General features: G+C 59.4%; 16 protein-coding genes and 2 tRNA genes. 9 read left to right on the top strand and 9 right to left on the bottom strand.

Annotated features, from left to right (window positions below; all coding sequences use genetic code 11):
• Positions 1 to 673: 673 nt before the first annotated feature.
• Both H3V04_RS08265 and H3V04_RS08270 read left to right on the top strand, forming a co-directional pair.
• Positions 674 to 1,999 carry an SIR2 family protein gene (locus H3V04_RS08265; RefSeq protein ID WP_198188058.1) on the top strand — a complete coding sequence of 442 codons (1,326 nt, stop codon included), beginning with the start codon at positions 674 to 676 and terminating at the stop codon, positions 1,997 to 1,999.
• A complete protein-coding gene (locus H3V04_RS08270) occupies positions 1,992 to 3,695 on the top strand; it encodes an ATP-binding protein (RefSeq protein WP_198188060.1) in 1,704 nt (567 codons plus the stop codon). Before H3V04_RS08265 ends, H3V04_RS08270 begins: the two co-directional genes overlap by 8 nt.
• Before the next feature lie 701 nt (positions 3,696 to 4,396).
• On the opposite strand, the gene H3V04_RS08275 is transcribed toward H3V04_RS08270, so the two are convergent.
• Positions 4,397 to 4,469, bottom strand: a tRNA-Ala gene (locus H3V04_RS08275).
• A 38-nt stretch (positions 4,470 to 4,507) separates the two neighbouring features.
• Positions 4,508 to 4,581 (bottom strand) — tRNA-Ile (locus H3V04_RS08280).
• Positions 4,582 to 4,685: 104 nt separating this feature from the next.
• On the opposite strand from H3V04_RS08280, the gene H3V04_RS08285 reads away from it, so the two are divergent.
• Both H3V04_RS08285 and H3V04_RS08290 read left to right on the top strand, forming a co-directional pair.
• Entirely contained in the window at positions 4,686 to 5,294 is a 609-nt protein-coding gene (locus tag H3V04_RS08285; RefSeq protein WP_198188062.1) for a M48 family metallopeptidase, read from the top strand.
• Between the two features lie 493 nt (positions 5,295 to 5,787).
• Positions 5,788 to 6,555, top strand: a complete 768-nt coding sequence (locus H3V04_RS08290; RefSeq protein WP_198188064.1) for an SDR family oxidoreductase — start codon at positions 5,788 to 5,790, stop codon at positions 6,553 to 6,555.
• A 110-nt stretch (positions 6,556 to 6,665) separates the two neighbouring features.
• Here the strand turns inward: H3V04_RS08290 and H3V04_RS08295 are convergent, their stop codons facing one another.
• From H3V04_RS08295 to H3V04_RS08305, 3 genes are all read right to left on the bottom strand, one after another.
• Complete coding sequence (locus tag H3V04_RS08295; protein WP_269748881.1) at positions 6,666 to 8,189, bottom strand: Na+/H+ antiporter NhaA; 1,524 nt, start codon at positions 8,187 to 8,189, stop codon at positions 6,666 to 6,668.
• A gap of 236 nt (positions 8,190 to 8,425) precedes the next feature.
• On the bottom strand, positions 8,426 to 8,905 hold the full coding sequence (locus H3V04_RS08300; RefSeq protein WP_015021094.1) for a Dps family protein: 480 nt from the start codon (positions 8,903 to 8,905) through the stop codon (positions 8,426 to 8,428).
• Between the two features lie 214 nt (positions 8,906 to 9,119).
• Positions 9,120 to 10,469, bottom strand: a complete 1,350-nt coding sequence (locus H3V04_RS08305; RefSeq protein WP_198188067.1) for a hemolysin family protein — start codon at positions 10,467 to 10,469, stop codon at positions 9,120 to 9,122.
• Positions 10,470 to 10,627: 158 nt separating this feature from the next.
• On the opposite strand from H3V04_RS08305, the gene H3V04_RS08310 reads away from it, so the two are divergent.
• The 4 genes from H3V04_RS08310 (at position 10,628) to H3V04_RS08325 (ending at position 14,206) form a co-directional block, all read left to right on the top strand.
• On the top strand, positions 10,628 to 11,191 hold the full coding sequence (locus H3V04_RS08310; protein ID WP_015021096.1) for a peroxiredoxin: 564 nt from the start codon (positions 10,628 to 10,630) through the stop codon (positions 11,189 to 11,191).
• Between the two features lie 121 nt (positions 11,192 to 11,312).
• On the top strand, positions 11,313 to 13,064 hold the full coding sequence (locus H3V04_RS08315) for an FAD-dependent oxidoreductase (protein WP_198188070.1): 1,752 nt from the start codon (positions 11,313 to 11,315) through the stop codon (positions 13,062 to 13,064).
• 345 nt (positions 13,065 to 13,409) lie between these two features.
• Positions 13,410 to 13,595, top strand: coding sequence for a hypothetical protein (locus H3V04_RS08320; protein WP_198177050.1), 186 nt, complete (start codon positions 13,410 to 13,412; stop codon positions 13,593 to 13,595).
• A gap of 152 nt (positions 13,596 to 13,747) precedes the next feature.
• Positions 13,748 to 14,206 carry a hypothetical protein gene (locus H3V04_RS08325; RefSeq protein WP_198188071.1) on the top strand — a complete coding sequence of 153 codons (459 nt, stop codon included), beginning with the start codon at positions 13,748 to 13,750 and terminating at the stop codon, positions 14,204 to 14,206.
• Positions 14,207 to 14,720: 514 nt separating this feature from the next.
• On the opposite strand, the gene H3V04_RS08330 is transcribed toward H3V04_RS08325, so the two are convergent.
• From H3V04_RS08330 to H3V04_RS08335, 3 genes are all read right to left on the bottom strand, one after another.
• Positions 14,721 to 17,885 (bottom strand): InlB B-repeat-containing protein, encoded by a 3,165-nt coding sequence (locus H3V04_RS08330; protein WP_373564718.1) that lies wholly within the window; start codon positions 17,883 to 17,885, stop codon positions 14,721 to 14,723.
• A gap of 241 nt (positions 17,886 to 18,126) precedes the next feature.
• Positions 18,127 to 18,273, bottom strand: a complete 147-nt coding sequence (locus H3V04_RS10195; RefSeq protein WP_232342658.1) for a hypothetical protein — start codon at positions 18,271 to 18,273, stop codon at positions 18,127 to 18,129.
• Between the two features lie 263 nt (positions 18,274 to 18,536).
• The gene (locus H3V04_RS08335) at positions 18,537 to 21,296 is read right to left on the bottom strand and encodes a phosphoenolpyruvate carboxylase (RefSeq protein ID WP_198188072.1); all 2,760 of its coding nucleotides are present in this window, start codon (positions 21,294 to 21,296) and stop codon (positions 18,537 to 18,539) included.
• Positions 21,297 to 21,602: 306 nt separating this feature from the next.
• On the opposite strand from H3V04_RS08335, the gene H3V04_RS08340 reads away from it, so the two are divergent.
• Positions 21,603 to 23,384, top strand: a complete 1,782-nt coding sequence (locus H3V04_RS08340) for a threonine/serine exporter ThrE family protein (RefSeq protein ID WP_232340608.1) — start codon at positions 21,603 to 21,605, stop codon at positions 23,382 to 23,384.
• Here H3V04_RS08340 and trpS read toward each other — a convergent pair.
• Complete coding sequence (gene trpS / locus H3V04_RS08345; protein WP_198188074.1) at positions 23,381 to 24,466, bottom strand: tryptophan--tRNA ligase; 1,086 nt, start codon at positions 24,464 to 24,466, stop codon at positions 23,381 to 23,383. The genes H3V04_RS08340 and trpS overlap by 4 nt on opposite strands.
• Between the last annotated feature and the right edge of the window lie 35 nt (positions 24,467 to 24,501).

A 24,501-nucleotide genomic window follows, 5' to 3' on the forward strand; every position in this document is an offset into this window, starting at 1 on the left:
TCGGTACGAATTCCTGATCATTGCTGTATGTTTAATCATAGTAATCTGGGCTGGTGCAGGTCACTTCAGTGATGAATGGGTGCCTATGTTAATTATTCTGGGTTCTTTTCATTAATTGCATCTAACGCGGGTATCTCAATTGTGGAATGGCTGCAAGTACCGAGTCCGATAAGACGCGTGTATGAACCAGTATTGAAGCATTTAGCAATAGTCGAAGTTGAACTTCAGAAGCTTAGTCGGCATTATCTTGCATAGGCCTGTTATAGGTTTTCTACTTAATCATATAATATGATTTTATTGCCAGTCTTGAAGGCAACGTTCTTGAATATTATGTAGATCAAAGTATGTAGCCAAGTTGGGGCAGTGTGAACCTGAGATTTGGGGAAAGCAGAAGCCTGATGCCTAATTACTGGATTCGGCTGCTTTGTAAGAAGCGGCTTTGATTCTTTTGCTAAAAACACACGGGAAAGTCAGGGCGGACTAGCCCGTTATCTTAGTGCTGCATCTATATCGGATTCTCGCATCCTTCTCGTAAACTTGACATTCTGAAATCATTCTTGCTCTACTCCGACCATAATTATTAAAAGGATAGCCTAGCAGTTGTCTGGAAATTTGTGGTTACCGGCTATTTCGAGTAATACCTATAGTTAGACGACCGCTGCAAGGGGGAACTATGACGGGCAAGCTCAGCAAGGATTCAGCCAAAGTGTCGAATGAAGAGCCCTACTTTATTTCAGGAAATACAACTCTGACGAAATGCTGCTCTTTCGATTCTGGAACTGCCGAAGTTTATAAGGAAAATAATCGATTGTTGCGTGTGCCTCAGCCCAATATCGCTTTAAGTAATTCTTCGGATCTCTCTCAATCTAATGATGATAAATACGGCTGGTCGGATTTTCAAGGGGAAATAGCAACTAAAGTAGCTGACTTTCTGCGTCCGCATTTCGATCAAGTGGTTCTGTTGCTGGGGGCTGGCGCATCTATTGTTCCCAAAAAGAAAAAAGATGACTCAGGTTCTGGCGATGCCACGCCGAATGACAGTTATGGATTGCCAATGTCAGGCATCCTTAAAGCTATTGACGACGAACTCTCCGCTTCTGGTTCCGGATTTTATTCCATGGATTATATGAAACAGCTAGCATTCCCGAACGGGTTGCCATCTCCTGATGATAATGATTTAGAATCGATATTATCGCAATTCGAAAAAGCTGAAGAGTTCGTTCCCGAAGATAATAGTGAGAACTATACAGTAACCTTAAAACAAATTCGAAAGATTATTGTTGATAAAACGAAGTATGGTTTTGATGATCAATGTATGAAGCACCTCGCCCTGATCAATTTCTTTAACCGTAAGGTAAGTGACGGAAATAAACTGTCGATAGTAACGACGAATTATGACACGCTGATCGAAGAAGCTGCAGCTAAGGGCAGCTACACCGTTTTTGATGGATTTACCTTTAGTGATACGCCAGTTTTTGACGCAAAGATGTTTGACTGGAATCTTGTTAAGGATGTGCCGAACCTCAAGACGCGAGAAGTAATATATGACAAAAAAGTAATGAACCTTTTGAAAATTCACGGTTCCCTTACCTGGAAAAAAGATGACAAAGTTAGAACAGTCAGGAGGGTTTCAAAATTAGAAAATCTCGATTCGCCTTTATTAATATTTCCAAGCACAAATAAATATGAGCAGAGTTATCGTGCACCTTATTCAGATTTATTCTACAAGTTTAGAGAATTGCTCAACCGGCCTAGGACTTTACTTGTCACAGTAGGCTTCAGTTTTGGCGATACACATATTTTTGAGATGGTGAATGATGCATTAAGACACAACGATGGCTTGTCAATGTTGTTCACAAATTATTCGATTGATTCTGACGAATCCTCTAATCTTGGCAAACTGAAGCAACTTATTGATGAAGGATATAGGGTCGCTTTTCTAAGAGCAGCTCTCAATGACGATTTGCCTACGTATTTAAAGATGGACGAAAATGCTTGATGATTATTACAGCAACCGTGCTGGCCACGGATATTCCGGTCTTCAACAGATACAGAACCTAGACAAAAAGAATTTTTATCTCGGAACGGTTGTTCAGGTCTCTTCGCGTGAAGTTACTATACAAATAGATAATTTGTCTCTGCTGACGCATCGCTTGTTAAGGCAGTCAGACTTAGTACCCAATACAATCAACTACTATGTAGTCATCGATTCGGTATCGGGGATTTATTTCGGCCAAGTTGTACAGAACAGAATACCAATCGGTGTATCGCGTGAATTTCTGTCTGACGAAAGTCACAAAGAACAGGTGTATGCAGAAGCTATCGTAGACATTCTTGGCCTCGAAGGGAATAGTGATAAGTCATTCAGGCTTCCTGGATTTTTGAGGCCAGGAGTCACTGAAAAAGTGTATCTAGCCAATGGGCCACTCATTGAACATTTTGTTTCTTCAATGGAGTTGCACACTAATGAGGAAGATTCTTATGATGAGCCCGACACCGAAGATGGTGCCAACTCGTTTGCTTACTTGTCGTGTTTTCAAGATGAGGCATTACGATTAGTCTCTCCTCAGACTCTTTTTGATAGACATCTCATGGTTGTCGGAACTACCAATTCAGGGAAGTCGACCACGGCTTTGTCAGTTCTTGATTGGTTGGTCAACGCTCATAAGAAAGTGCTCTTAATAGATCCTACTGGAGAGTATGAGGACTCATTCACCAAAGATGACAAGATGGAGAAGTTAACTCTTGGCTGTAACACCGTGGTGGATTCGGGCAGTTTGTCGGTTCTAGACTGGTCGATGATTTTCGACTGCAATGAAAATACGCAACAAGGTACTTTGTCTGACGCTATACGCTCGTTGCGTTATCAAGCCAAATTTAGATGTTCTGGTCCATTCATCAAGCAGGGGAGAATAATTACAGAAGTTCAGAATGATCTGTCTAAGGTGGGAAAAGAAGACACCAGCTTTAACGTCAACCTTCTACCAGAACAAATTACCGAGGAAGCGGTCGAAGAGGGCACGAAGGGTGCAGAGAAAGGAAAATATACGCGGAGCACTTTCCGTATCAATAATTACGAATGGCTACGCGAAAAAATACTGAATCAGTTTGATAACACTTCATTTAAAAAATTCTTCAGAAATTCCAGTACTGGTAAGCGGTGGAAAGACTTGTTCAGCGAACTCGATAAATTTGCTGATAAGCCAAAAACCTCCCTGTATATCAACGCTTCCAAAATTGGGACAACTGACGGAATCGGCGGCATGGTTGTTGATTTAATCAGTAACTATCTGTTGAATAGGCGAAACGAAAAGGGATACCCTTATGTGATTTTTATAGATGAAGTTCATAGATATGCCAAAAGAACGACTGATCAGAATTCATTTTATTCAGGGTTGACATCTATTGCGCGTGAAGGCAGGAAGAAAGGTATCTTTCTGTTTCTTACGACGCAGAATCCCAACGATGTGTCATCTGAGTTGCTCGGCCAAGTTGGTACATTGATAATCCATCGGCTTACAAATGCTAGGGAGCTGGGTACTATTCAGAATTATGTCAGCGACAATACGATTAGCCAAATAATGAAGTTGAATCAAGGTGAAGCGATATTAACCTCTGTAAATTTGTTGGAAGACCTGTCCTTATCTATTCGGGCTTGTGGACGGTCACATAAAAATGATACTCCGAGATTGTAATATCGTTGGCGTGTTATTGATGTAGCTAGAGCGATGATCTCCTCCTAAATTGGAAGTTATATAAATTACTTTTGCTTGAGGTGAAGCGGTTTATAGCATTTGCAGTCTATTCTCCGCGGTTCCCATTGCACTGCTCGTAAGCTCGTTTCACTTATAGTAAAGGTTGAAGATAGAGATCCTAGAATTGTTCACATATGTGAATTGCTCCGCTATCGTTTTACATCACTTGGGGGCAGAGCGCATAAGGAAAGATCGTCGAGCTTAGACAACAATTATGGTTTTGACAATTATCAAGGAACTTATGAATTAATTGAGATTAAACATTTTGTATAAAGATCGAGGTGATAGGTTTATCCCGATAACGAACCGGCGATGGATATTTGCGATATACGGACGGCTGTTGTTGCCATACAAACATACAAAGTTTAGACAAAACTAGATTTAATATAATCAGAATTAGTCTGACAAGTTTCAAAGCCTGCTGTTGCTCAGCAAATTACAGGCAATAGTCTAGCTATATACAATTGTGACTCTCAGACATATGGGCAGGTGGCATAGAGAAGACCAGGTTGAGTTTCTCCCAATGGTGACAGGCAACGTGAATAGATTTAAGCCTCTGGTAATCATGAGCAGTCGCATGAATCAATAAAGTTATGACAAATACGTGGCCTTAGAAACTTAATAAACTCACACTTTCAAAGTGGAGCTAGCCGGATTCGAACCGGCGACCCTCTGCTTGCAAAGCAGATGCGCTACCAGCTGCGCCATAGCCCCGTGAATGTGAAAAGAACTTCAACCGCGCAAGAAATGCGTGGGCCTGGGAGGACTTGAACCTCCGACCTCATCCTTATCAGGGATGCGCTCTAACCAGCTGAGCTACAGGCCCATGCCGTGTGACCGAAGAATCACACAAATGGATAGCTTACCATAGTGTCCCCTCAAGTCAATCTCGGCGGCGTCGCGTCGCGTCTTGGCGGAAGAATGGGAGTCATGAGGCGGAAACGGCGTGCGGAACCAGTACGGTCAGAGCAGCTGGAGGTCGGTGGTGAGACGGTTCTGGTCATCAGGAAGCGGATCGCCAACGTCTATCTGCGGGTCAAGCCGCCTGACGGCCATCTGGAAGTGACAGCGCCTCTGGCCCTGAGCGACGACCAGATTCGTGCCTTTATCGGCGGCAAGCACCGCTGGATCGCAACCACTAGAGAACGTCTGGCCCGTTCACGCGATGCCTACGCCCAACCCGGAGCCGATGGTCAGTTGCAGCCAGGACGATCCGAGGCCGAAGCCAAGAGAATTCTCCAGGAGAGGCTGCCGACTCTGCTGGATCGCTGGGTCCCCGTGGTGGGTCGTCGGCCCGAGCGCATCAGTCTGCGGAAGATGAAAACCCGCTGGGGGTCCTGCACCCCCGCCACTGCCAGCATCCGGCTCAACACCGACCTGGCCTGGCTGGATCCTGACCTGCTGGAGTATGTGCTGGTTCACGAGCTGACTCACCTCTATGAGCATGGTCACGGCCCCGGCTTCCGCGCGCGGATGGATCGCTATATGCCTGACTGGACCGAGCGCCGTCGTCGACTCAACCGCTATCTGGCTTTGTGACCCACGAAGCTTAGACGTCTGAAGTTATGACTTCGAAATCCATGACTTCTAGATTCATGACTCTTGGAGTCATACACTCCTCATGAGTCCGGAACTTGTGAACTGGGAGCTTGTAAATTACGAACCTGCGGCATCATCCGTGCCGAAGATTTCGTGATTGAACCCTAGCTAGACCATCTGGTGCGAAGTTGGATTGATTTTTGATTGTCCTGTCTATCATGATCTAACCTGACTATGCGGTCTGATTCAGCCCGATCTGGCTTTGATCTATTCAGATTCAACTAATCTGCCATTGATTCGTTCTGACTCTGCTCGAGCCTGGTTTAACGCGCCACATTTGTCATCGAAGACCGATGGAAGGCTGTCGCAGCCCATGCTGGTGCGCTAGCGTTAAGGAAGAGGGGCGATCCTGCAGCAGTCAGGCAGGCTCCCTGTAGCCTGGAGGTGCGTGTGGAGCCGATCCGGGGCAAATGATCATGAAGGAGCGGATGAAATGACGGAATCCAAGAAGACGATCAAGCGTGCCGTGGTGACCGGTGCCTCCAGCGGCATCGGCCAGGCCAGTGCTCGGGCCTTGGTGGACAAGGGCTGGAAGGTGGTCGGCTTGGCCCGGCGCGAGGACAAGCTCAAGGCTCTGGCTGACCAGCTGGGTGAGAACTTCACCTATGAGGTCTGCGATGTGACCGACGAGGACTCCACCCAGGCGGCCGTCGATGCCGTGCTCAAGGGCGGTCCGGTCAAAGCTCTGGTCAACTGCGCCGGCGCGGCCTTCGGCAAGGATCCGGTGGCTACCTCCAGCCTGGACGATTGGCGCGGCATGTACGAGCTGAACGTCATCGGCACCCTGCGAGTCATCCAGAAGCTGCTCCCGGCCCTGAAAGAGTCGGAGGGCACGGTCCTGGTCATCTCCTCCACGGCAGGCATCGAGCCCTACGAGGGCGGCGGCGGATACTGCGCCTCCAAGGCGGCAGAACGGGTCATGGCCCGTATTCTGCGGTTGGAACTGATCGGCGAGCCAGTGCGCGTGGTCGACATTGCCCCGGGCCTGGTCCACACCGACGAATTCTCCCTGAAGCGGTTCGGCGGTGATAGCGACCGGGCTGACGCGGTCTACGCCGGTGTGCCCGACCCGCTGACCGCCGACGACATCGCAGGCTGCGTCACCTGGGCCTTGGAGCAGCCCGACACTGTGGACATCGACCAGATCGTGGTCCGTCCCCGTGCCGAGGGCTCCTACACCAAGCTTTACCGTCGCAGCTGAGCCTGGTAAGGGACCGATGCCGTCAAAACTGTTTCTGTCAAAAACCGAGTTTGGCAGGTTGATTCCGGCGGGAACCGGGTCTGGCAGAGGTTGGGTCTTGGCAGCTGAGCCTATGTGCACCTGGCGGAACCCAGTCGACCGGGGATAGTGCCCACGGCCACGATGAGCACGGACAGGACCGACCCTGCCAGCACGCCCAGCAGGGCTGACTCCAGGTGCGGGGATCCGGCGAAGGCCAGGTTGGCGATCAGGAAGGACATGGTGAAGCCGATTCCGCAGAGCTGGCAGAGGCCAATCATGTTTCCCGTCGTGGAGCCGGCAGGCCGTCGCAGCCCCAGATGACTTGCCAGGATCACCATGGTCATGATCCCCAAGGGCTTGCCCAAAGCCAGTCCCAGCGTGGCGCCCCAAAAGACCCGGTCCGTCAGCAGTCCGGGTCCCAGCTGATCCAGGGAGATGGACAGCGAGAAGAAGGCGAACACGGGCAGAACCACCAGGGCGCTCAAGGGTGTCAGCAGGCGATCCAACTGTTCGGCAGGCGATGATGCCTGGACGTGGCTCGGTCCAATCCCTGTTGTCTCGGTCCCGGCTGGATTGGCCCCGGTAGATTCTGTTGCGGATGGTTCAGCCTCGTGTGACCTGGCGACAGGTGTCAACAGGCCCATCGCCACTCCCGCCAGCACCGGGTGGATTCCGGCCTTGAAGAGGCTGTACCAGGCCAGTAGACCGCCCGCAAGGGCACCCAACAAGCAGAGAGGCACCAAGGGTCGCCAGAGCCGGGCGGAACGGCTCGCTGCCCGGATCAGCAACGCCCAGACCACGAGACCGACCAGGCAGACAAGCAGCCAGCCGGGTTGAACCGCGCTGGAGTAGCCCAGAGCGATCAGCAGGACGCCGATCAGATCGTCGAAGATGGCCAGGGTCATCAAAAAGGCCTGCAGGGCGGGCCCGGCCTTGGGCAGGAGCAGTTGCAGAGCCGCCAGGGAGAAGGCCACATCGGTGGCCGTTGGGACAGCCCAGCCACGCAAACCAGCGGGGGAGCCCAGGTTGAACAGGCAGTAGATCAGAATCGGAACGGCCACGCCGCCCAGAGCGGCCAGCATGGGCAGCATGACCTGCCTGTGGTCGCGCAGAGTGCCCGTGGCAGCCTCCTGGCGCAGGTCAAGACCCATGGTCAGGAAGAATATGGTCAGCAGCCCGTCCTGTATCCAGTCCTTGAGGGACAGGTTCAGTCCACCGGGTAGGTCCAGAGGGATCCAAGCGGCAAGAGCGTTCAGCCCCGGCCCGGTCTCTGGCAGATTGGCCAGGATCAGCCCGGCCAAGGCACAGGCCATCATGAATAGCCCGGTGATCCGATTGTTCTCAGCAAACGATGACAGAGCGGCGAAGAAGGTTGAAGGATGGAGTCGGTTGTGCCGGCCCCTGTCAGATCCGCCTTGCCCGCGCTGTGGATTTGATGGTCGGGCATTCGATGGCTTGGAATCCGACGGTCCGGAATTCAGTTGGGGGTCTGATGGTTGGAGGCCCGACTGCCTGGGATTGAAAGGTTTGAGATTCTGTTGCGAATTCGAATCGTCGTAATCCTGACGACGTGGATTGACAGAGAATGCTGGGAATGTAGGCGTGGGCGGCATGATGCTCCTGGTCGGGCGGGTAGGGTTCGGTCTTCCATGGCCGACCAGTCTTCCCGGCGTGAGGCAGCGCCCGACCGTCTCCCAAGTGTCAATTCTATCCTGAATCCCAGCAGGCTATCTCGGTTAGAGAAAATGCCGGCGGCCCCGCACCTTTCGCGATGCAGGGCCGCTGGCATACCGCCTATCGAGGGCGGTGATGAGCTCTCAGAACTCAGTAACTCAGCAACTCAATAAACTCAGAACAGATGGCTGCGCATGAACCACTGGAAGTGCTCCAGCTCCTGCACATGGTCCTGCAGAATGTTGGAGCTGACGATGTCCAGGTCGTCCAGTTCCTTGATGGCCTCGCGGTCGCGCTTGATGAAGGTGGTGTAGTAGGTGTCCAGGGCCTTCAGGTAGTCCAGGGCATCCTGGCGCCCGGTCATGGTGATGCCATCCCAGTCGCGGTTCTTCATGATGTCGTCGGGCCGTCCGGCGGGGGAGCCGCCCAGGGTGGCGATGCGCTCGGCGGTCTCGTCGGCCATGTTCAGCACCGAATCGACCTCGGGGTCCATCATCTCGTGGATGCCGATGAATTCCTTGCCCTTCATGTTCCAATGGGCATGCTTGAGGATCAGGGCAGTCTCCTGTTCCTGGCTCAGACGGCTCTGCAGGATGGCGATGACCTTTTCGCTGGTCGCTTCGTCGAGTCCCGGTACGGTAAAGTTCAATGCCATAATCGCTCCTTAAATATGAAATTATGCCTGCGGTCGGGTCAGCCCGACCATGTACTTCCAGACTAGAGGAAAAAGCAAGGAAACGCTTGGATTTTGCGGGAATCAACCAGTGAAATCATTCACGTACCATCGGCTACGCTGACAGTCACTTTTCCTTGACTGACGTGTGGCCGGTCACCGGCTGACTGCCAACTGAGCACAGGCTAGAGGATGGCTAGGCTTCGGTCGCAGCATCGTCTCCATCGTCATCATCGCCAGCCTGGTCCTCGGCCTCCTGCCGCCGCCTGACCTCGATGGTCTCGATGCGCCGACCGTCCACCTTGGTCACCACCATGTCATACCCGTCGTCGGAGTGGATCACGTCGCCCACCTGCCCCATCCGTCCGGTCTGGGCCAGGAAGTAGCCGGCCAGGGTCTCGTAGGGGCCATCCTCCAGCTCGATCCCGGTCAGGTCGGCGAAGTCCTCGATGGTCATGCCGCCGTCGACCGTGGCCACCCCGTTGACGAAGGCGGTCGCCTGGGGATGGGCCGGGTTCTGCTCCTCTGGCAGGTCGTACTCGTCGCGGATGTCGCCCACCAGCTCCTCGGTCATGTCCTCCAGGGTGACAATGCCGTCGGTGCCCCCGTACTCGTCGATGACCACGGCCAGGTGGATGCCCTTCTTGCGCAGCTTCTCCAGGCTGGGCAGGAGCTTGGAGGTGCCGGGCAAGGCGATGCCGGGCCTGGTCACGTCGGCCACGGTCTTGGCCTGGGGATTGCGCACGTCCATCAGGTCGCGCACGTGGACGAAGCCCAACACGTCGTCGAAGTCGCGTCCGGTCACCGGGTAGCGCGAGTAGGGCTCGTCGTGCACGAATTCGACCGCCTCCTGCAGCGGCATGTCCCCGGCGATGAAGACTACGTCGGCCCTGGGGCGCATGACCTCGGCCACGCTGGTCTCGGAGGCATCGAAGACGTCGCCCAGGATCATCCGCTCGTCCTTGCTCAGGTTGGTGTTGGATGAGACCAGCATCCGCAGCTCGTCGTCGCTGACCTCGGTGTCGGTCTGCTGGGGGTCGAAGCCCAGGATTCGCACGATGAGGTCGGTGTTCTTGCCGATCAGCCAGATCAGCGGCCTGCACAGGGTGGTGAAGACGTCGATGGCCGGAACGACGGCCCTGGCGATGGCCTCGGTGCGCTGCATGGCGATTCGCTTGGGCACCAGTTCGGAGATGACGATGGAGCAGTAGGAGATGATCAGGGTCAGGATTACCGTGGTCAGGGTGCTGGCCAGACCCTCGTGTACGCCCCACCCGGTCAGGACGGGCACCACGTAGGGGGCGATGGATGATGCGCCGAAGGAGGCCGAGAGGAAGCCCGTCAGCGTCACGCCGATCTGCACGGCGGAAAGAAAGGTGTTGGGGTCGCGGGCGATGCGGGCCACCCGGGCGCCGCGCGCGTCCTGCTGCTCCATCTGCTCCAGCTGCGAGCCTCGCAGGGAGACCAGCGCCAGTTCAGTCCCCGAGAAGACGGAACCGAGCAGGAGGAAGAAGAGAATGAGCAGGATGTTCAGCCATAATGCCATGCCTCCAATGCTAGGGTATGGACGCCCCATGTGCCCTATGTCACACCCCAGCGGCGAACCTCGGTCTTCCCCATACAGCGCTACCTGACTAGCATGAAATACGGAGACAGGTTCGGCTTCAGGCCGACGTTCCCAACGCTCCCGAAAGGATTTTTTTCATGTCACAGCTTCAGCACGAATTGACTGAGTTCACCACGCAGGCCTACCAGGACAACAAGACCTTCCCGGTCTCCAAGAAGGATCTGCTGGGCCACTGGTCCCTGCTCTTCTTCTACCCTGCGGACTTCAGCTTCGTCTGCCCCACCGAGCTGGAGGATCTGGCCAGCAAGTACGAGGACTTCAAGAAGATCGGCTGCGAGATCTACTCCGTCTCCTGCGACACCGAGTTCGTCCACAAGGCCTGGCACGAGGCCAACGAGAAGATCGCCAAGGTCCAGTACCCCATGCTGGCCGATCCGACCGCAACCCTGGCCAAGGACCTGCAGACCTACAACGAGGCCGAGGGCAAGGCCGAGCGCGGCGACTTCATTCTGACCCCTGAGGGCAAGGTCGTGGCCTACGAGGTCATCTCCTCCAACGTGGGCCGTAACGCCGACGAGCTGCTGCGCCGCGTCCAGGCCTCCCAGTTCGTCTACGAGCACGGCGATCAGGTCTGCCCTGCCAAGTGGGAGCCCGGCGAGGACACCATCGAGCCCAGCCTGGATCTGGTCGGCCAGCTCTGATCCGCAGCTGCCAACATCGGGAACTCGCCGATCGGAAGCGACCAGGGCGGGTTCCCTTTTCTGTATTCACGACCAGCATCCAAAACCAGCACATCCGTGCATTCCTTCGGAAGAGGCATTCATGACGGAAGACAAGAATCTTTATGACGTGGTCGTCATCGGCGGCGGCCCTGCAGGCCTGAGCGCAGGACTCTACCTGGCCCGGGCGCGGTATCGCACCCTGATCCTGGAGAAGGACGACTTCGGCGGCCAGATCACCATCACGGCCGACGTGGTCAACTACCCGGGCGTGGCCAGCACCGACGGCCGCAAGCTGACCGAGACCATGCGTCAGCAGGCCCAGAACTTCGGAGCCGAGTTCATGAGCGCCGAGGCCACCGGCATCGAGGCCCAGGGCGACATCAAGGTGGTCCACACCTCCCGGGGCGACCTGCGCACCTTCGGCATCCTGATCGCCACCGGCGCCAGCCCCCGCAAGATAGGCTTCCAGGGCGAGCAGGAGTACGCGGGCCGCGGTGTGGCCTACTGCGCCACCTGCGATGGCGAGTTCTTCACCGGGCGCGAGGTCCTGGTGGTCGGCGGCGGGTTCGCGGCAGCCGAGGAGTCGGTCTTCCTGACCAAGTACGCCACCAAGGTGACCCTGCTGGTGCGCGAGGAGGACTTCACCTGCGACGCTGCCGTGGCTGACGAGGCCCGGGACAACGACAAGATCGAGATTCACTACTCCACAGAGCTCAAGGGTGTCTCCGCAGGCCCCGGCGGGCTGGTCGAGGCCACCATTTTGGACCGCAAGAGCGGGCAGACCACCACCTGGAAGCCCCAGGACGGCGGCACCTTCGGCGTCTTCGTCTTCGCTGGCTACGTACCTCAGACCGGCATGCTCAAGGGCGTGGTGGATCTGGACGACCACGGTTACGTGCTGACCCACGGCTACCTGGAGACCTCGGTGCCGGGCATCTACGCCGCCGGGGATCTGCGGGTCAAGAACCTGCGCCAGGTCATCACCGCCACCTCCGATGGTGCTGTGGCCGCCGTGGAGCTGGAGCGCTACGCCTCCAATATGTCGGACAAGACCGGCCTGGTGCCGCCGCGTCCCGAGGATTCCCCCTACGCCCGCTCCGAGCGGCAGGCCGAGAATTCCGCCCTGGCCTCGGGCACCTCGCCCGCGCCTGTGGCCCAGGAGCACGACCAGGCCCCGGCCAAGACCTCCGGCTTCTTCGGGCCGGACATCCGCAAGCAGCTGGACATGGTCTTCGGCAAGATGACCGGAAAGCTGGAGTTGGCCCTGGATCTGGACGGCAGCCAGGTCTCCAAGGAGCTGGAAGCCTTCGTGGACGAGCTGGTCGGGCTCTCCGATGGCAAGCTGACCTCCAGGGTCGACTCCCGCACGGACGAGGATGGCAAGGACTATGATCCGGCCGGCGACCTGCCCGATGCCCGCCCCAGCGTGCGCATCTGCCGCGTGGATGACCAGGGCGTCTCCCAGCCGACCGGGTTGGCCTTCCATGGCGTGCCCAGCGGCCACGAGTTCAACTCCTTCGTCCTGGCCCTCTACAATGCGGCGGGCCCCGGCCAGCAGGTGGATCAGCCCACCTCGGACCGTATCGATGCCATCAAGGACCAGGTGGACGTGATGATGCTGGTCTCCCTGACCTGCACCATGTGCCCGACCACGGTCCTGTCCGCCCAGCGGGTGGCGGCCCAGAACGGCAAGGTGCGCGCCGAGGCCTACGACCTGGCCCACTTCCCCGAGCTCAAGGACCAGTACCAGGTCATGAGCGTCCCCTGCATCGTAATCCGCAAGGACGGCCAGGAGACCGTGGAGTTCGGCAAGAAGTCCGTCCCTGAAATGCTGGATCTGATCGGAGCCTGACCCTGGGTCTGAGCCTGAACAGATTCTGAGAAGGCGCTGACGTCAATGCCTTTGTGGCGATGATGTCGGTGCCTTTTCTGGTGTAAGCCTCTGAATTACGTTGATGGAAAATTGCTGATGCTATCCACGGTCTACACAGTCCGCCGCCTTCGTGGTGCAAGCGGTGACCGTCGTCATCATGATCGGCTCGACAATATGGAATGATTACGCTCTATCCTGCTACATCCTGACCAATCCTCCGACCCAGACCACTCCTTTCGGTCCTGGCTCATGGCGTAATGGCCCCCGGCCGCAGCCGTGCCATCCTGGTCCACGTCCAGTTGGACGAATCCCTGCATAATCGTGGTGTTTATCTACGTATTCCCGACCTGGACCGATCCTGCCAAGCCCAGGGCCTCGCTGGAGCACTTGGATCCGACCGGTCCGCTGGGCACCGCCGAGGTCACCGGCACCTATCTGGAGCGCGTGGGCATCCGCATGCCCCGCTGCCAGCCCGAGACCATCCGTCTGATCGACCTGGTCCGGGTCTGACCCGCCGCCATCAGTCACACCACAGGGATGGAGGAGCACTGAATCATGAACCCAACCAGCCTTAGCCTGGGAGAGCCGGACTGGATCACGCTGACCACCAATGCCGACAGGGAGACAGCGCCCGCAGGCCCTGGACTAGATTCGCCAGGACATTGCCCAGCCAGGATGGCTGGCACTTCTACGACCGGAGCCTGACCAGCGGCCTGCAGTGGGAGCGGACCAGGCAGATCGGGGTCAACACCCTGGCCTTCCGCTTGCCCCAGAACGGGAGCTTCTACGCCACCGACGCCGACTGCGTGGGCATATCTGACTCAATCGACTGGGAGCTCAACCGCCAGTGGATGGATCTCTTGGCGCGGACCGGCACCCCGCTCTTCTTCTCAGCCCGTCCCGGCGGTCTGACCGCCGATCAGGAGAACCAGCTCGGGCAGGCCTTGGCCTTGGCCTCGACCGGCGGCGCCCATGCCATCCCCTCGGACTGGCTGGTCAACGACTGCCCTGAAATTTGGACTGACGACGGCGGCGCACGCCGATACTCCTGGTATCAGCCGGCTGGCCTGGAGTTTTCGGACAGGCCCGAGCGCTACGACGGGTATCTTTCCGCCGTTTAGAAGTAGATGACGGCCGTGCTCGGTTGGGATGGGCACAGCCGCCAGTTCGCCGGATTGCAGTGATGGGAACCCGGCCTTACTCGTGCGAAGTACAGTGGGGAATATTCGATAATGCCATTTACAGAGCCTCCCAAGAACTCTGCCGACTGTCTCCCCAACAGACGGTGCATGTCATTCGCTTCTGCATCTTTGTACAGTGATACAACCCTATCATCGCGCAATGACTATGACAGCCAGATCCAGTGTCGGTGGAACTCATGGCTGACGGGATGAGTAAACAGCGGCCGGGCTGGCTGTGGGTTTCTGCCCTTGGCCGGCCTGGCCGTGCTTCCTCCTCTCTTTCAGGCGGAGCGGGGGCGTGCATGCCTGCCCTCGGTTCCTGGCTGCGGAAGTGTGGTGGGGGCGCGGGAGGATGTGTCGGCTCTCTTGGGGTTTGAGCCTAAAGTGGCACGTTCCTCCCTGCTCCCCCTTGATGGGCCGGGGGCGGGGGGATTGATACGCCGCCCGGCCGCTCTTACTCGTGCGAAGCGTGAACCAGTCGGCGTGTTTCCTGCCGGTGGCGGCGCGAGGCGAGGACCCCGCCCATGCCGGTCATGCCGGTGGCGAGGGCGAGCAGGATGCCCTGCCCGCCGGCCCTTGGGAGCACGCCTGCTGGCAGGTACGTGTACCTGAGGGAGGTGTCCGGCGTTTGGGGTGCGCCGCCCAGCGTATAGGCGACGCTGACCGTGACCGTGCCCGGCAAATGTGCGGGCGTGGTCACGGTCACGCTGCTGCCGTCGCCGTGCGCCAGGCCTGATGCGGGGGTCTGGTCGAACCTGACGCCGGTGATTGCCAGCTGCAGGTTGAACGACACCGGCACAGGAACACTCGATTGGTAGATGGTGCCGTTGCCAAGCTGGCCATAGTAGTTGTATCCCCAGGCGTAGGCGTTGCCGTTGCTGCCCAAGGCCAGCGAATGATGGTATCCGGCGCTGACCTGTGCGGCTTTCAGTCCTTGGCTCTTGTCGGTGAGGTTGGTGGGGTCGCGCACAAGCACAGGAACAGACGAATTCGCATAGTTCCCGCTGGTGCTGTTGCCGAGCTGGCCACGCAAGTTGCATCCCCAGGTGTAGGCGTATCCGTTGCTGCCCAAGGCCAGCGAATGATCGCCTCCGGCGCTGACCTGCACGTAGGTGAAGTCCGCGGGCTTCTCCACTATGACAGGCGTAGTCCAGCTGGTTTTTGTTCCGTCGCCGAGCTGGCCACCGCCGTTCCATCCCCAGGCATAGGCGTTCCCGTCGCTGCTCAGGGCCAAGGAATGCTGGCCTCCGGCGCTGACCTGCACGTAGGTGAAGTCCGTAGACGTGCGTTCAGGCTTTCCCACTTTGACCGGCGCCGTGTGGTCGGTTCTCGTTCCGTCGCCGAGCTGGCCATAGCCGTTGTCTCCCCAGGCGTAGGCGTTCCCGTCGCTGCCCAGGGCCAGCGAATGATCGCCTCCGGCGCTGACCTGTATGTAGGTGAAATCCGCTGGCAGGTCCGGGTACGTCTTGCGGTCGGGCGTCTTCACCCTGACCGGCGTTTTCTGGCTGCCGCCCGTTCCGTCGCCGAGCTGGCCATAGCCGTTGTCTCCCCAGGCGTAGGTGTTCCCGTCGCTGCCCAGAGCCAGGGAATACCAGTTTCCGGCGCTGACCTGTATGTAGGTGAAATCCGCTGGCAGGTCCGGGTACGTCTTGCGGTCAGGCGTCTTCACCCTGACCGGCGTATTCTTGTCGGTTCTCGTTCCGTCGCCGAGCTGGCCATAGGTGTTGTCTCCCCAGGCGTAGGCGTTCCCGTCGCTGCCCAGGGCCAGCGAATGATCGTATCCGGCGCTGACCTGCACGTAGGTGAAATCCGCCGGCGCGCCTGCAGGTTTCCTCACCATGACCGGCGTGGTCTGTCTGGTGCTTGTAGTTCCGTCGCCGAGCTGGCCGTTGTTGTTGTATCCCCAGGCGTAGGCATTCCCGTCGCTGCCCACAGCCAATGAAAAACCACCGTCCTCATTTTCTGATCCGCTGATTTGGCTGAATCTGATGCCCCGGCTGGCGCTGTCTGGCGGGGTGATGGTGGTGGATTCCCCGCCCAGCTGGCTGCCCTTATTAGGGCTGATGCTCCACGTGCTGTTCTGTTTAATGGGTGTCCATTTGGCGGTGAGAGTGAGGTTGCCGGTGACGGGCCTGCTGAAGTCGTAGGCGACCTCCCCAGTGAACCACCCGTCGAACTGGTAGCCTTGGCGCGTCGGGTCGGTCGTGGGCCGCTGAACTCTGCCGTAGACCGGCTGGATGCTCTGGTCCAGGGGGGTCGGGCCACCTTCGCCCGTGTTGAAATGGACCGTGTAGGTGGAATCCTGCTGGTCGTCTCTGGTCAGCGGCTGGTCGACCGTGTACCTGAGGCTCCTGGTGAAAGGTTTATCGTCCTGCCTGCCTGTGATGAGAATAGTTGCTTGTCCGGGCTTGCGGACGGGCATGTCCGCCTGCCAGGAGTCGTTGTTCCTGCTGAGCGTCAATGCTTGGCCGTCCATGCTGGCTGATTCCAGGATGGACGCTGTGGCGGTGTCGAGCCTGGCTGGCTTGCCGGGCTGGTCCTGCCCGTCCAGGCTCCACGTGAGCATGTCGCCCTGCCTGCTGATGGCCGTGACCCTGCTGCCGGCAGCTGTGGCCTGCATGTACTGCTGGTTCCCCTTGTCGGCGCGGATGGGCGTCTTGCCGGGCTTCCAGGCCCAGGCGCGACCGTCCGTGCCTGTGATGATGGCCTGGTTGTCGTTGCAGGTGATCTGGCTGGCCTGCGCGCCGTCCGGCAGTCCGACGGCTGTGGAACTGGTTGCGCTGTCGGCCAGATACCGGAGCTGTCCCTGTGAACCCAGGAGAAGGAATCCTCTGCTGAGGGTTTGGGCTTGAGTGAAGCGCATGCCCGGGTCCTGCTTGACGCGTTCGGGCTTGGCGTTGCCGGTCTTGCTCGCATCCCAGGTCCAGGCTTGTCCGTCCGCGTCCACGATGAGAGCCTGGCTGCCGGAGGCGACGGCTAGGACGGCCCGCGCCTGAACCGGCAGGCTGGTTGTGGCTTGTTCTGTGAATTTCGGGTTCAGGTTCTTGCTGTCGTCATCACTGGCCTGATAGGCGTGTACCTGTCCCTGCCGGTCTATTGCGAGCAGGAAGTCATCTTTGATGCTGATGCTGGTGAATTGGGTGTTCCGGCTGGTGTCGAGGATGGTGGGCGTCGCTTGTCCGCTGGCCCAGGTGTAGATCCGCTGGTCGGATCCGAGAGCCGCCTGCCGGCGGCCGCCGGCTGCAACCTGCTGGTAGCGGAACCCGTCGGGAGCCTGGGCGGGGAAAGGCACCTGTTTTGGTGTGCTGTCCTGCTTCCAGGTGTAGATGCGGCCGTCGCCGGTCAGGCCGGCAGTCTGCTCGCCTGCCGTGTGGATGCCGGCGAATTGAGGTTCCTGCCTGTCGGGCGGGCTGATGGTCAGCCGGGTGCCGGAGGCGGGCCCGTGGTCCGGGCTCAGCGTCCAGTCCGTTATCTTTGTCCACTGGGCTTTCAGGGTGGTGTCCTTAAGGATGGGGGTCCGGAAGTCGAAAGGCTGCCCGCTGCGAGTCCATCCGTCGAATCGGAAGCCCTCACGTACAGGATTCTTTTCAGGAGGCAAGATGAGCGTGCCGGTTTTCACGGTTGACTGTGTTGGCTTGCTGCCGTCGGCCGGGTCGAAGCGTACTGTGTGTGTGGCTTGATTGTCTGTCTTATTGGATGGCTTGGTTGGAGCGGCGTCTGTGTTTTCAGGCGTTCCCGTCGTCGATGACGGGGTGCCGGGCTTGGATGATGCTGGGCTTAATGGTGTGGCGGCTTGTATCGGCGATGGCGAGGGCAGTGGGGTGTCTGGTGCGTTGCTGGGGAGGGTGCCGGGGGTTTGCTCAGCTACGCGAGGGGTCTGACGACCCCCCCCCCCCGGTGAGTACAGGAGCATCCGCCTGGGCGGATGTGACGCCCAGGCCTGCCAGCATTCCCAGCAGGACGATCGTCATCGCCAAGGTGCGACGCAGACGGGAAACCAGATGCATGAAACCAAAACCCCTTCACCAAACACCAAACGGTATCTATGCCGCTTGCCTATCAACGTTCTGTCTGTCAACGCCAACCCTGCATCAAATTGCAGGAGCTAATGGCGTAAGCCAGTCGTCTTCTCGACGTCCCCCGCTTTTCACCCTACCACCCGACCCACAAACAACACACGACCGTGTCAGGGTCACTTGGATACGGCGAGGCCCCGCCTCCTGCTATCTGCAAGAGAACGGGGCCTCATCCTTAAATCGTCAAGCGGGGATCAGCCGGTGTTCTGCAGGCCGGCGGCGACTCCCGAAACGGTGCAGAGGATCAGGTAGATGAAGTCGGCCTGCTGGCTCTTGCTGAGCTCCTCCTTGTCGTTGCGACGACGCAGGGCCCGCAGGGCGCGCACCTGAGTCACCGACAGGGCATCCACATACGGAGAGCGGATCCGGATGGCCTGGCCCAGCACGTGGCGGTGCTGCAGGGGCCACTCGTCGCCCACGATCTGCAGGACCCACTTGCGGGTCAGCTCCATCTCCGAGAGGACCTTCTGGCTCAGGTCGTCCCGGTCGCCCAGGGAGAGGTACATCTTGGCGATGCGCTCGTCGGTCTTGGCCAGGCTCATCTCGATGTTGTCGATGAAGGTGCTGAAGAGGGGCCACTCCTCGTAGGCCTGACGCAAGGTCTGCAGGTCGCCGAACTTCTCGCAGGCGGTGCCCAGGCCGTACCAGGCGGCCAGGTTGATGCGGGCCTGCGCCCAGGAGAAGACCCAGGGTATGGTCCGCAGATCGTCCAGGGACTTGGCGCCCAGTCCGCGCTTGGCGGGTCGTGAGCCTATGGGCAACAGGCCGATCTCGTTCAGAGGCGTCACGATGGAGAACCAGGGGGCGAAGTCCGGCGTGTGCAGCAGGTCCAGGAAGCGCTCGTGGGCGGCCTGGTCCAGCTCGTCGGCCATGTCCGCGTACTTCTCGGTCATGGTGGTGTTGCGCTCCTCCACGCTGGGCGCGGACTGGAGCAGGGTGGCTGCGGCCACGGACTCGATGTGGCGGATGGCCAGGACCGGGTTGCCGTAGCGGGCGAAGATGACCTCGCCCTGTTCGGTCAGCTTGAACCGGCAGTTGACCGAGCCCACAGGCTGGGCCAGCACGGCCCGGTTGGCGGGGCCGCCGCCACGGCCTACGGCGCCGCCGCGTCCGTGGAAGAGGGTCAGGTCGATGTCATGGCTCTCGGCCCACTTGGCGATGCGCTCCTGGGCGGAGTGCAGGGCCAGGGTCGCCGAGACGGGTCCGGCATCCTTGGAGGAGTCGGAGTAGCCCAGCATGACCTCCATCTTGTTGCCGGTCTCCTTGAGCCGGGCCTGGACCTCGGGGATCTTGATGATCTCCTCCAGCACGTCCACCGAGTTCTGCAGGTCCTCCAGCTGCTCGAACAGGGGGATCACGTCGATGACCGGCACGTCCTCGGCATGCTCAAAGGCCAGCCGGTTGAGCTCGTAGACGTCCTTTACGTTCTGCGCCGACTTGGTGAAGGAGATGATGTAGCGGCGGGCGGCCTTCTGGCCGTTGCGCTTCTGGATGGCTCCCAGGGCGCGGAAGGTGTCGAGCACCTCGTGGGTCATGGGCTGCAGCTCGCCGCGCTCGCCGTGCAGGCCGTGTTCGCGGATGTCCTCCAGGGCGCGGGCGTGGACCAGGGAGTGCTGGCGGAACTCCATCTCAACCATGTGGAAGCCGAAGGTCTGGGCCTGCCAGATCAGATCCTGCAGGGGGCCGTAGGCTTGACGGGCCGCGCCCGCCTTGGCCAGGGAGTCCTGGACCACTCGCAGGTCGGCGATGAAGTCGTCGCAGTCGGCATACATAAGGTCGGCGTCACGCTGGATGGTGGCCTGCAGACGGTCGGCGATGACCAGGACCACGGCCCGGTGCAGCTCGTTGTGCGAGATGGTGGTGGCCCGATCGGTCAGGCGCTCGCTCATCTCCTTCTGGTGGCTCCACAGGCTCCTCAGCTCGGGGCTGGGCGGCGTGGTGGTCACCTCCATGGTCATGTTGCGGCCCACGGTGGTGGTGGCCTTGACCAGCGCCTCAAGCATGTGGTCGGAGAACTTGCGGGCCACCTTGCGCGAGACCTTGGCGGTCACATTGGGGTTGCCGTCACGGTCGGAGCCGATCCAGCTGCCCGGGTGGAAGAAGGCGGGGCAGACGGGCTTGACCATGCCGGCCTTCTTGCCCAGCATCCAGTCGTCGAAGCGGCGGTAGACCTTGGGAATGGTCTCGAAGAGCGTGGCGTCGAAGATGTCCAGAATGGTGTTGGCCTCTTCGACGGGTGTCGGCTTCTTGGCTGCGATGGGCGAGGTGCGGAAGAGGGCGTCGATCTCGTTGTGCAGCAGACGCTCGTTCTCCTCCAGCTCGGAACCGCCCAGGCCGCGGCGAACGGCCAGCAGGTTGGCGATGCGCCGGATCTTGCCCTCCACGGCCTTGCGCCGCGCCTCGGTGGGGTGGGCGGTGAAGACGGGGTGGAACTCCAGCTTCTCCAGCAGCTCCGAGGCCTTGGCCGGGCCCATCTCCTGAAGGAGCTGGCTGTAGGCGCTGGTCATCTCGTTGATGGGGTCGGTGCCCTTGACCTTAAGGTCCACCTTGCCCTCGCGCTCATGCAGGACCTTCACCCGGTAGTTCTCCTCGCAGAGGTTGGCCAGGTGGAAGTAGGTGGTCAGGGCGCGGGCCAGCAGCTGGGAATCCTTGATTGAGGTGTCGTCGATCAGGGCCACGGCCTTGGACAGGCCGTCCTCGTCAGGCACGGGGTCCGAGGGGTGGCGGTTGAAGTGCTCGGCGCTGGCCGTCATCACGTCCTCGCGCAGGGAGTCGAACCGCTTGAGCAGCTGTTGATCGAATTCCCCCAACACATCCCTGAGCAGCCGCAGGCACAAGGCCATGTCCTCATCCAACGATTGAGGCAGCTTGCGTTCCTCCGGCCCCTTGGTCCCGGTGCCGGACGTGACCAGGGTCGCATCGGCAGCCGTGATTTGCTGATTACTATCTGTCATCAGTCCTCCTTGTCGAATCGCAGGTTGCCCGGTCTTCGACCATTCCACGGCTCCTCCGCGGTTATTGGTGGTCGGCGTTGCAGGCCCACAGCCTTCGGTTCGATGGCTCGCGGCCCATTCTAGGACGCTTTCGGGTCGAATACGTTTCATGGTCCCATGCGCCGGTGCAAGGGCACGTGACCCGGGTGGAGTATGAATGTGGGTGTGAAATTCAAGAGCAGGAGTTCCAAGGACGGCTATCGCGGCAGGACCGCAGCCGAGGTCAGACGGGTAAGCAAGTACCACACCCACTCCATTCCGCTGGACATGGAGGACATTGAACGCGATTACGACAAGCCCATCGTCGAGGCCTGCATAGCGGCCAAGACCAGCCTGATTGTGCGGGTGGGCATGCTGGAGCTGGGGGCCGGCACGGGAAGCTTCCGCGTGCGCGAGATGATGCATAGGATTGCCTACCCCATGGGCGTGCATGTGCGGGCCGACGTGAACCTGACGGACATCGAGGCTACTTGCACGGATGGTGTGTCCCGCATCACCGAGGTGGTGGACCTGCCCACCACCGGGGTCAACACCGAGCGGATCTGGCTGCTGGAGCACTTCGCGGACTGGCTCAGCGTCAAGTGCGGGCAGGCGGGGACCTACCACGCCATGACGGTGGTCTCCCGGGAGCTGGTGGACAACCTGGACGAGCCGAACGTCTACGCGGCGGCCCGCAAGGCTGTCAAGGAGGTGCTGGCCCAGGACCAGGATGCTGCCGAGGCGCTCAAGGATGCGGTGGCCACCGCCGTACACAACGAGGACGAGATCAGCCAGAACCGGATCGATGCGGCGGCCATGGACACCAGGACGGCCGCCGGTCTGGGCACTGTAGGCTCCACGCCTCGTTCGGAGGCCATGCCGACCACCACGGCCTCGGATGGTTCCGAAGATTCCAGGTCTGCTTCCGTTTCTGTTGCCGATGCGGTTGAGAATTCAGATTCGAGTGCCGCCGGTTCTGCAGCCACTGAATCTTCTGCAACCAGCCGGGGGCGCGATTCTGCGGCTGGGCGGCCTGCCTCCTCTGACAAGCCCGCGTCCCCAAAGCCACAGGCCAGGGGTGGCATCACGGTCCGGCAGGCGCATGAACGCCTGGACCTAATCGAGCGACGCAAGCCCCTCTATTCGCCCCTCTTCTCGGGCTTCGCCTCGGCCGTGGCCTGCGCAGCCTTCGTCTTCCTGCTGGGCGGCGGCCCCTACGACATGGCCGGAGCCTTCGTCGGCGCTGGTATAGGCCAGTGGGTGCGTCGTCAGATGCTGGGTAGGCGGATCAACCAGTTCTTCGCCACTGGGGTGGCGGTCATCATCGCCGCCCTGGCCTGCGTCGGCACGTTGAGGCTGGTGGGTATCTTCGACCCGGTGGCCCTCAGGCACGACACGGCTTACATCGGTGCCATCCTCTTCGTCATTCCCGGCTTCCCACTGGTCACCGGCGGCCTGGACATCGCCAAGCTGGACTTCCCCTCGGGGGTGCAGCGCATCACCTACGCCTTCTCGATCATCCTGGTGGCCACACTGGGCGGATGGGCCGTGGCGCGGATGGTCATGCTCAACCCCCAGGGCTTCGAACCCATGAACCTGAGCCCCTGGCTGATGGCCGGTCTTCGCATGATTGCAGCCTTCTGCGGGGTCTGGGGCTTCTCGGTCCTCTTCAACTCACCCCAGCGCATGGCCCTGGTGGCCGCCGTCATCGGCGCTCTGACCGACACCATGCGCCTGGAGATGCAGGACATGCTCCATGTCCCTCCGGAGATGGCCGCCTTCCTGGGCGCTTTCCTGGCCGGTATGCTGGCCACGGTCTGGCGCTCCTCGGTCCGTCACGGCCTGCTGCCGCCCGACCTGGGCTACCCGAGAATCAGCCTGACCGTGCCCTCAATCGTCATCATGGTGCCCGGTCTGTATATGTACCGGGCCATGTTCTACTTAGGGCAGTTCAATACGCTCAACGCCCTGGACTGGGCCTTCCGGGCCTTCATGGTCATCATCTGCCTGCCCATCGGTCTGGTAACGGCCCGTGTGCTGACCGACCGCTCCTGGCGGTACGACGTCTAGTAGCGCATGCCCATGGCCGAGCGGACCTGATCGAGGGTCTCCTCGGCTATCTGGTTGGCGCGCTTGTTGCCCTCGACCAGGATGTCGCGCACGGTGTCCATGTCCTTGGCCAGCTCGGCCCGGCGCTCGCGGTGGGGTGCCAGGAACTCGTTGACCGACTTGGTCACATAGGCCTTGAGGGCGCCCGAGCCGGCATCGCCGATCTCCTCGGCGATTTCCTCGGGCCTCCGGTCGGTCACCAGGCCGGCTGTGGTCAGCAGGGCCGAGACCTGGGGGCGGTTGACGGGGTCGAAGGTGATCCTGCGCTCGGAGTCGGTGGGGGACTTGCGGATCAGTTTGGCCGTCTCCTCGGCGGTGGCGCCCAGCATGATGGAGTTGCCATAGGACTTGCTCATCTTGCGGCCGTCCAGACCCGGGATCTCAGGGGTGTCGGACAGGATGGCATCAGGCTCGGGGAAGACCGGGGCTTCGCCGGGGTAGCGCTCGTCGAAGCGGCGGGCGATGGTCCGGGTCAGCTCCACATGCGGCAGGTTGTCCTTGCCGATGGGCACGACGTTGGCCTTGCAGAAGAGTATGTCGCAGGCCTGGTGGACCGGGTAGGTTAGCAGCAGACCGGTCAGGGCGTGGCCGCTGGCCTCCATCTCGGCCTTGACGGTGGGGTTGCGGTGAAGCTCGGCCTCGGTCACCAGGGAGAGGAAGGGCAGCAGCAGCTGGTTCTCTGCCGGGGTGGACGAGTGGGTGAAGATCATGGTCTTCCTGGGGTCGATGCCCGCAGCCAGATAGTCCAGCACCAGGTTGAGCACGTTGTCGCGGATGTGCTCGGTGGTGTCCCGGTCGGTGATGACCTGGTAGTCGGCGATGACGATGTTGGTGTGCACGCCGCGATTCTGCATCTGGACGCGCTCGCGGATGGACCCGAAGTAATGGCCCAGGTGGAGCCTGCCGGTCGGGCGGTCGCCGGTCAGCATGGTGTAGCGGCTCGGATTCTTGTCCAGTTCGGCCAGCACCTGGTCGGACCGATGCTTGGCGGCTCTGAAGCTGTCGCTGATCTCGTTGCCTGCCGCTGTGACTTCTTCCTGCATGGTCCCACCCTTGCCGTCGTGCCGAATGTCGTTCT

It is taken from the genome of Bifidobacterium sp. M0353, from assembly GCF_016100645.1.
Taxonomy (GTDB): Bacteria; Actinomycetota; Actinomycetes; order Actinomycetales; family Bifidobacteriaceae; genus Bombiscardovia; species Bombiscardovia choladohabitans.

Bases quoted from the DNA above. Each gene is read 5' to 3' on its own strand.
- H3V04_RS08290 (WP_198188064.1), top strand. From the start codon at position 5,788: ATGACGGAATCCAAGAAGACGATCAAGCGTGCCGTGGTGACCGGTGCC.
- H3V04_RS10195 (WP_232342658.1), bottom strand. From the start codon at position 18,273: ATGCATCTGGTTTCCCGTCTGCGTCGCACCTTGGCGATGACGATCGTC.
- H3V04_RS08315 (WP_198188070.1), top strand. From the start codon at position 11,313: ATGACGGAAGACAAGAATCTTTATGACGTGGTCGTCATCGGCGGCGGC.
- trpS (WP_198188074.1), bottom strand. From the start codon at position 24,466: ATGCAGGAAGAAGTCACAGCGGCAGGCAACGAGATCAGCGACAGCTTC.
- H3V04_RS08305 (WP_198188067.1), bottom strand. From the start codon at position 10,469: ATGGCATTATGGCTGAACATCCTGCTCATTCTCTTCTTCCTCCTGCTC.
- H3V04_RS08285 (WP_198188062.1), top strand. From the start codon at position 4,686: ATGAGGCGGAAACGGCGTGCGGAACCAGTACGGTCAGAGCAGCTGGAG.
- H3V04_RS08340 (WP_232340608.1), top strand. From the start codon at position 21,603: ATGGAGGACATTGAACGCGATTACGACAAGCCCATCGTCGAGGCCTGC.
- H3V04_RS08270 (WP_198188060.1), top strand. From the start codon at position 1,992: ATGCTTGATGATTATTACAGCAACCGTGCTGGCCACGGATATTCCGGT.
- H3V04_RS08265 (WP_198188058.1), top strand. From the start codon at position 674: ATGACGGGCAAGCTCAGCAAGGATTCAGCCAAAGTGTCGAATGAAGAG.
- H3V04_RS08300 (WP_015021094.1), bottom strand. From the start codon at position 8,905: ATGGCATTGAACTTTACCGTACCGGGACTCGACGAAGCGACCAGCGAA.
- H3V04_RS08295 (WP_269748881.1), bottom strand. From the start codon at position 8,189: ATGCCGCCCACGCCTACATTCCCAGCATTCTCTGTCAATCCACGTCGT.
- H3V04_RS08310 (WP_015021096.1), top strand. From the start codon at position 10,628: ATGTCACAGCTTCAGCACGAATTGACTGAGTTCACCACGCAGGCCTAC.
- H3V04_RS08335 (WP_198188072.1), bottom strand. From the start codon at position 21,296: ATGACAGATAGTAATCAGCAAATCACGGCTGCCGATGCGACCCTGGTC.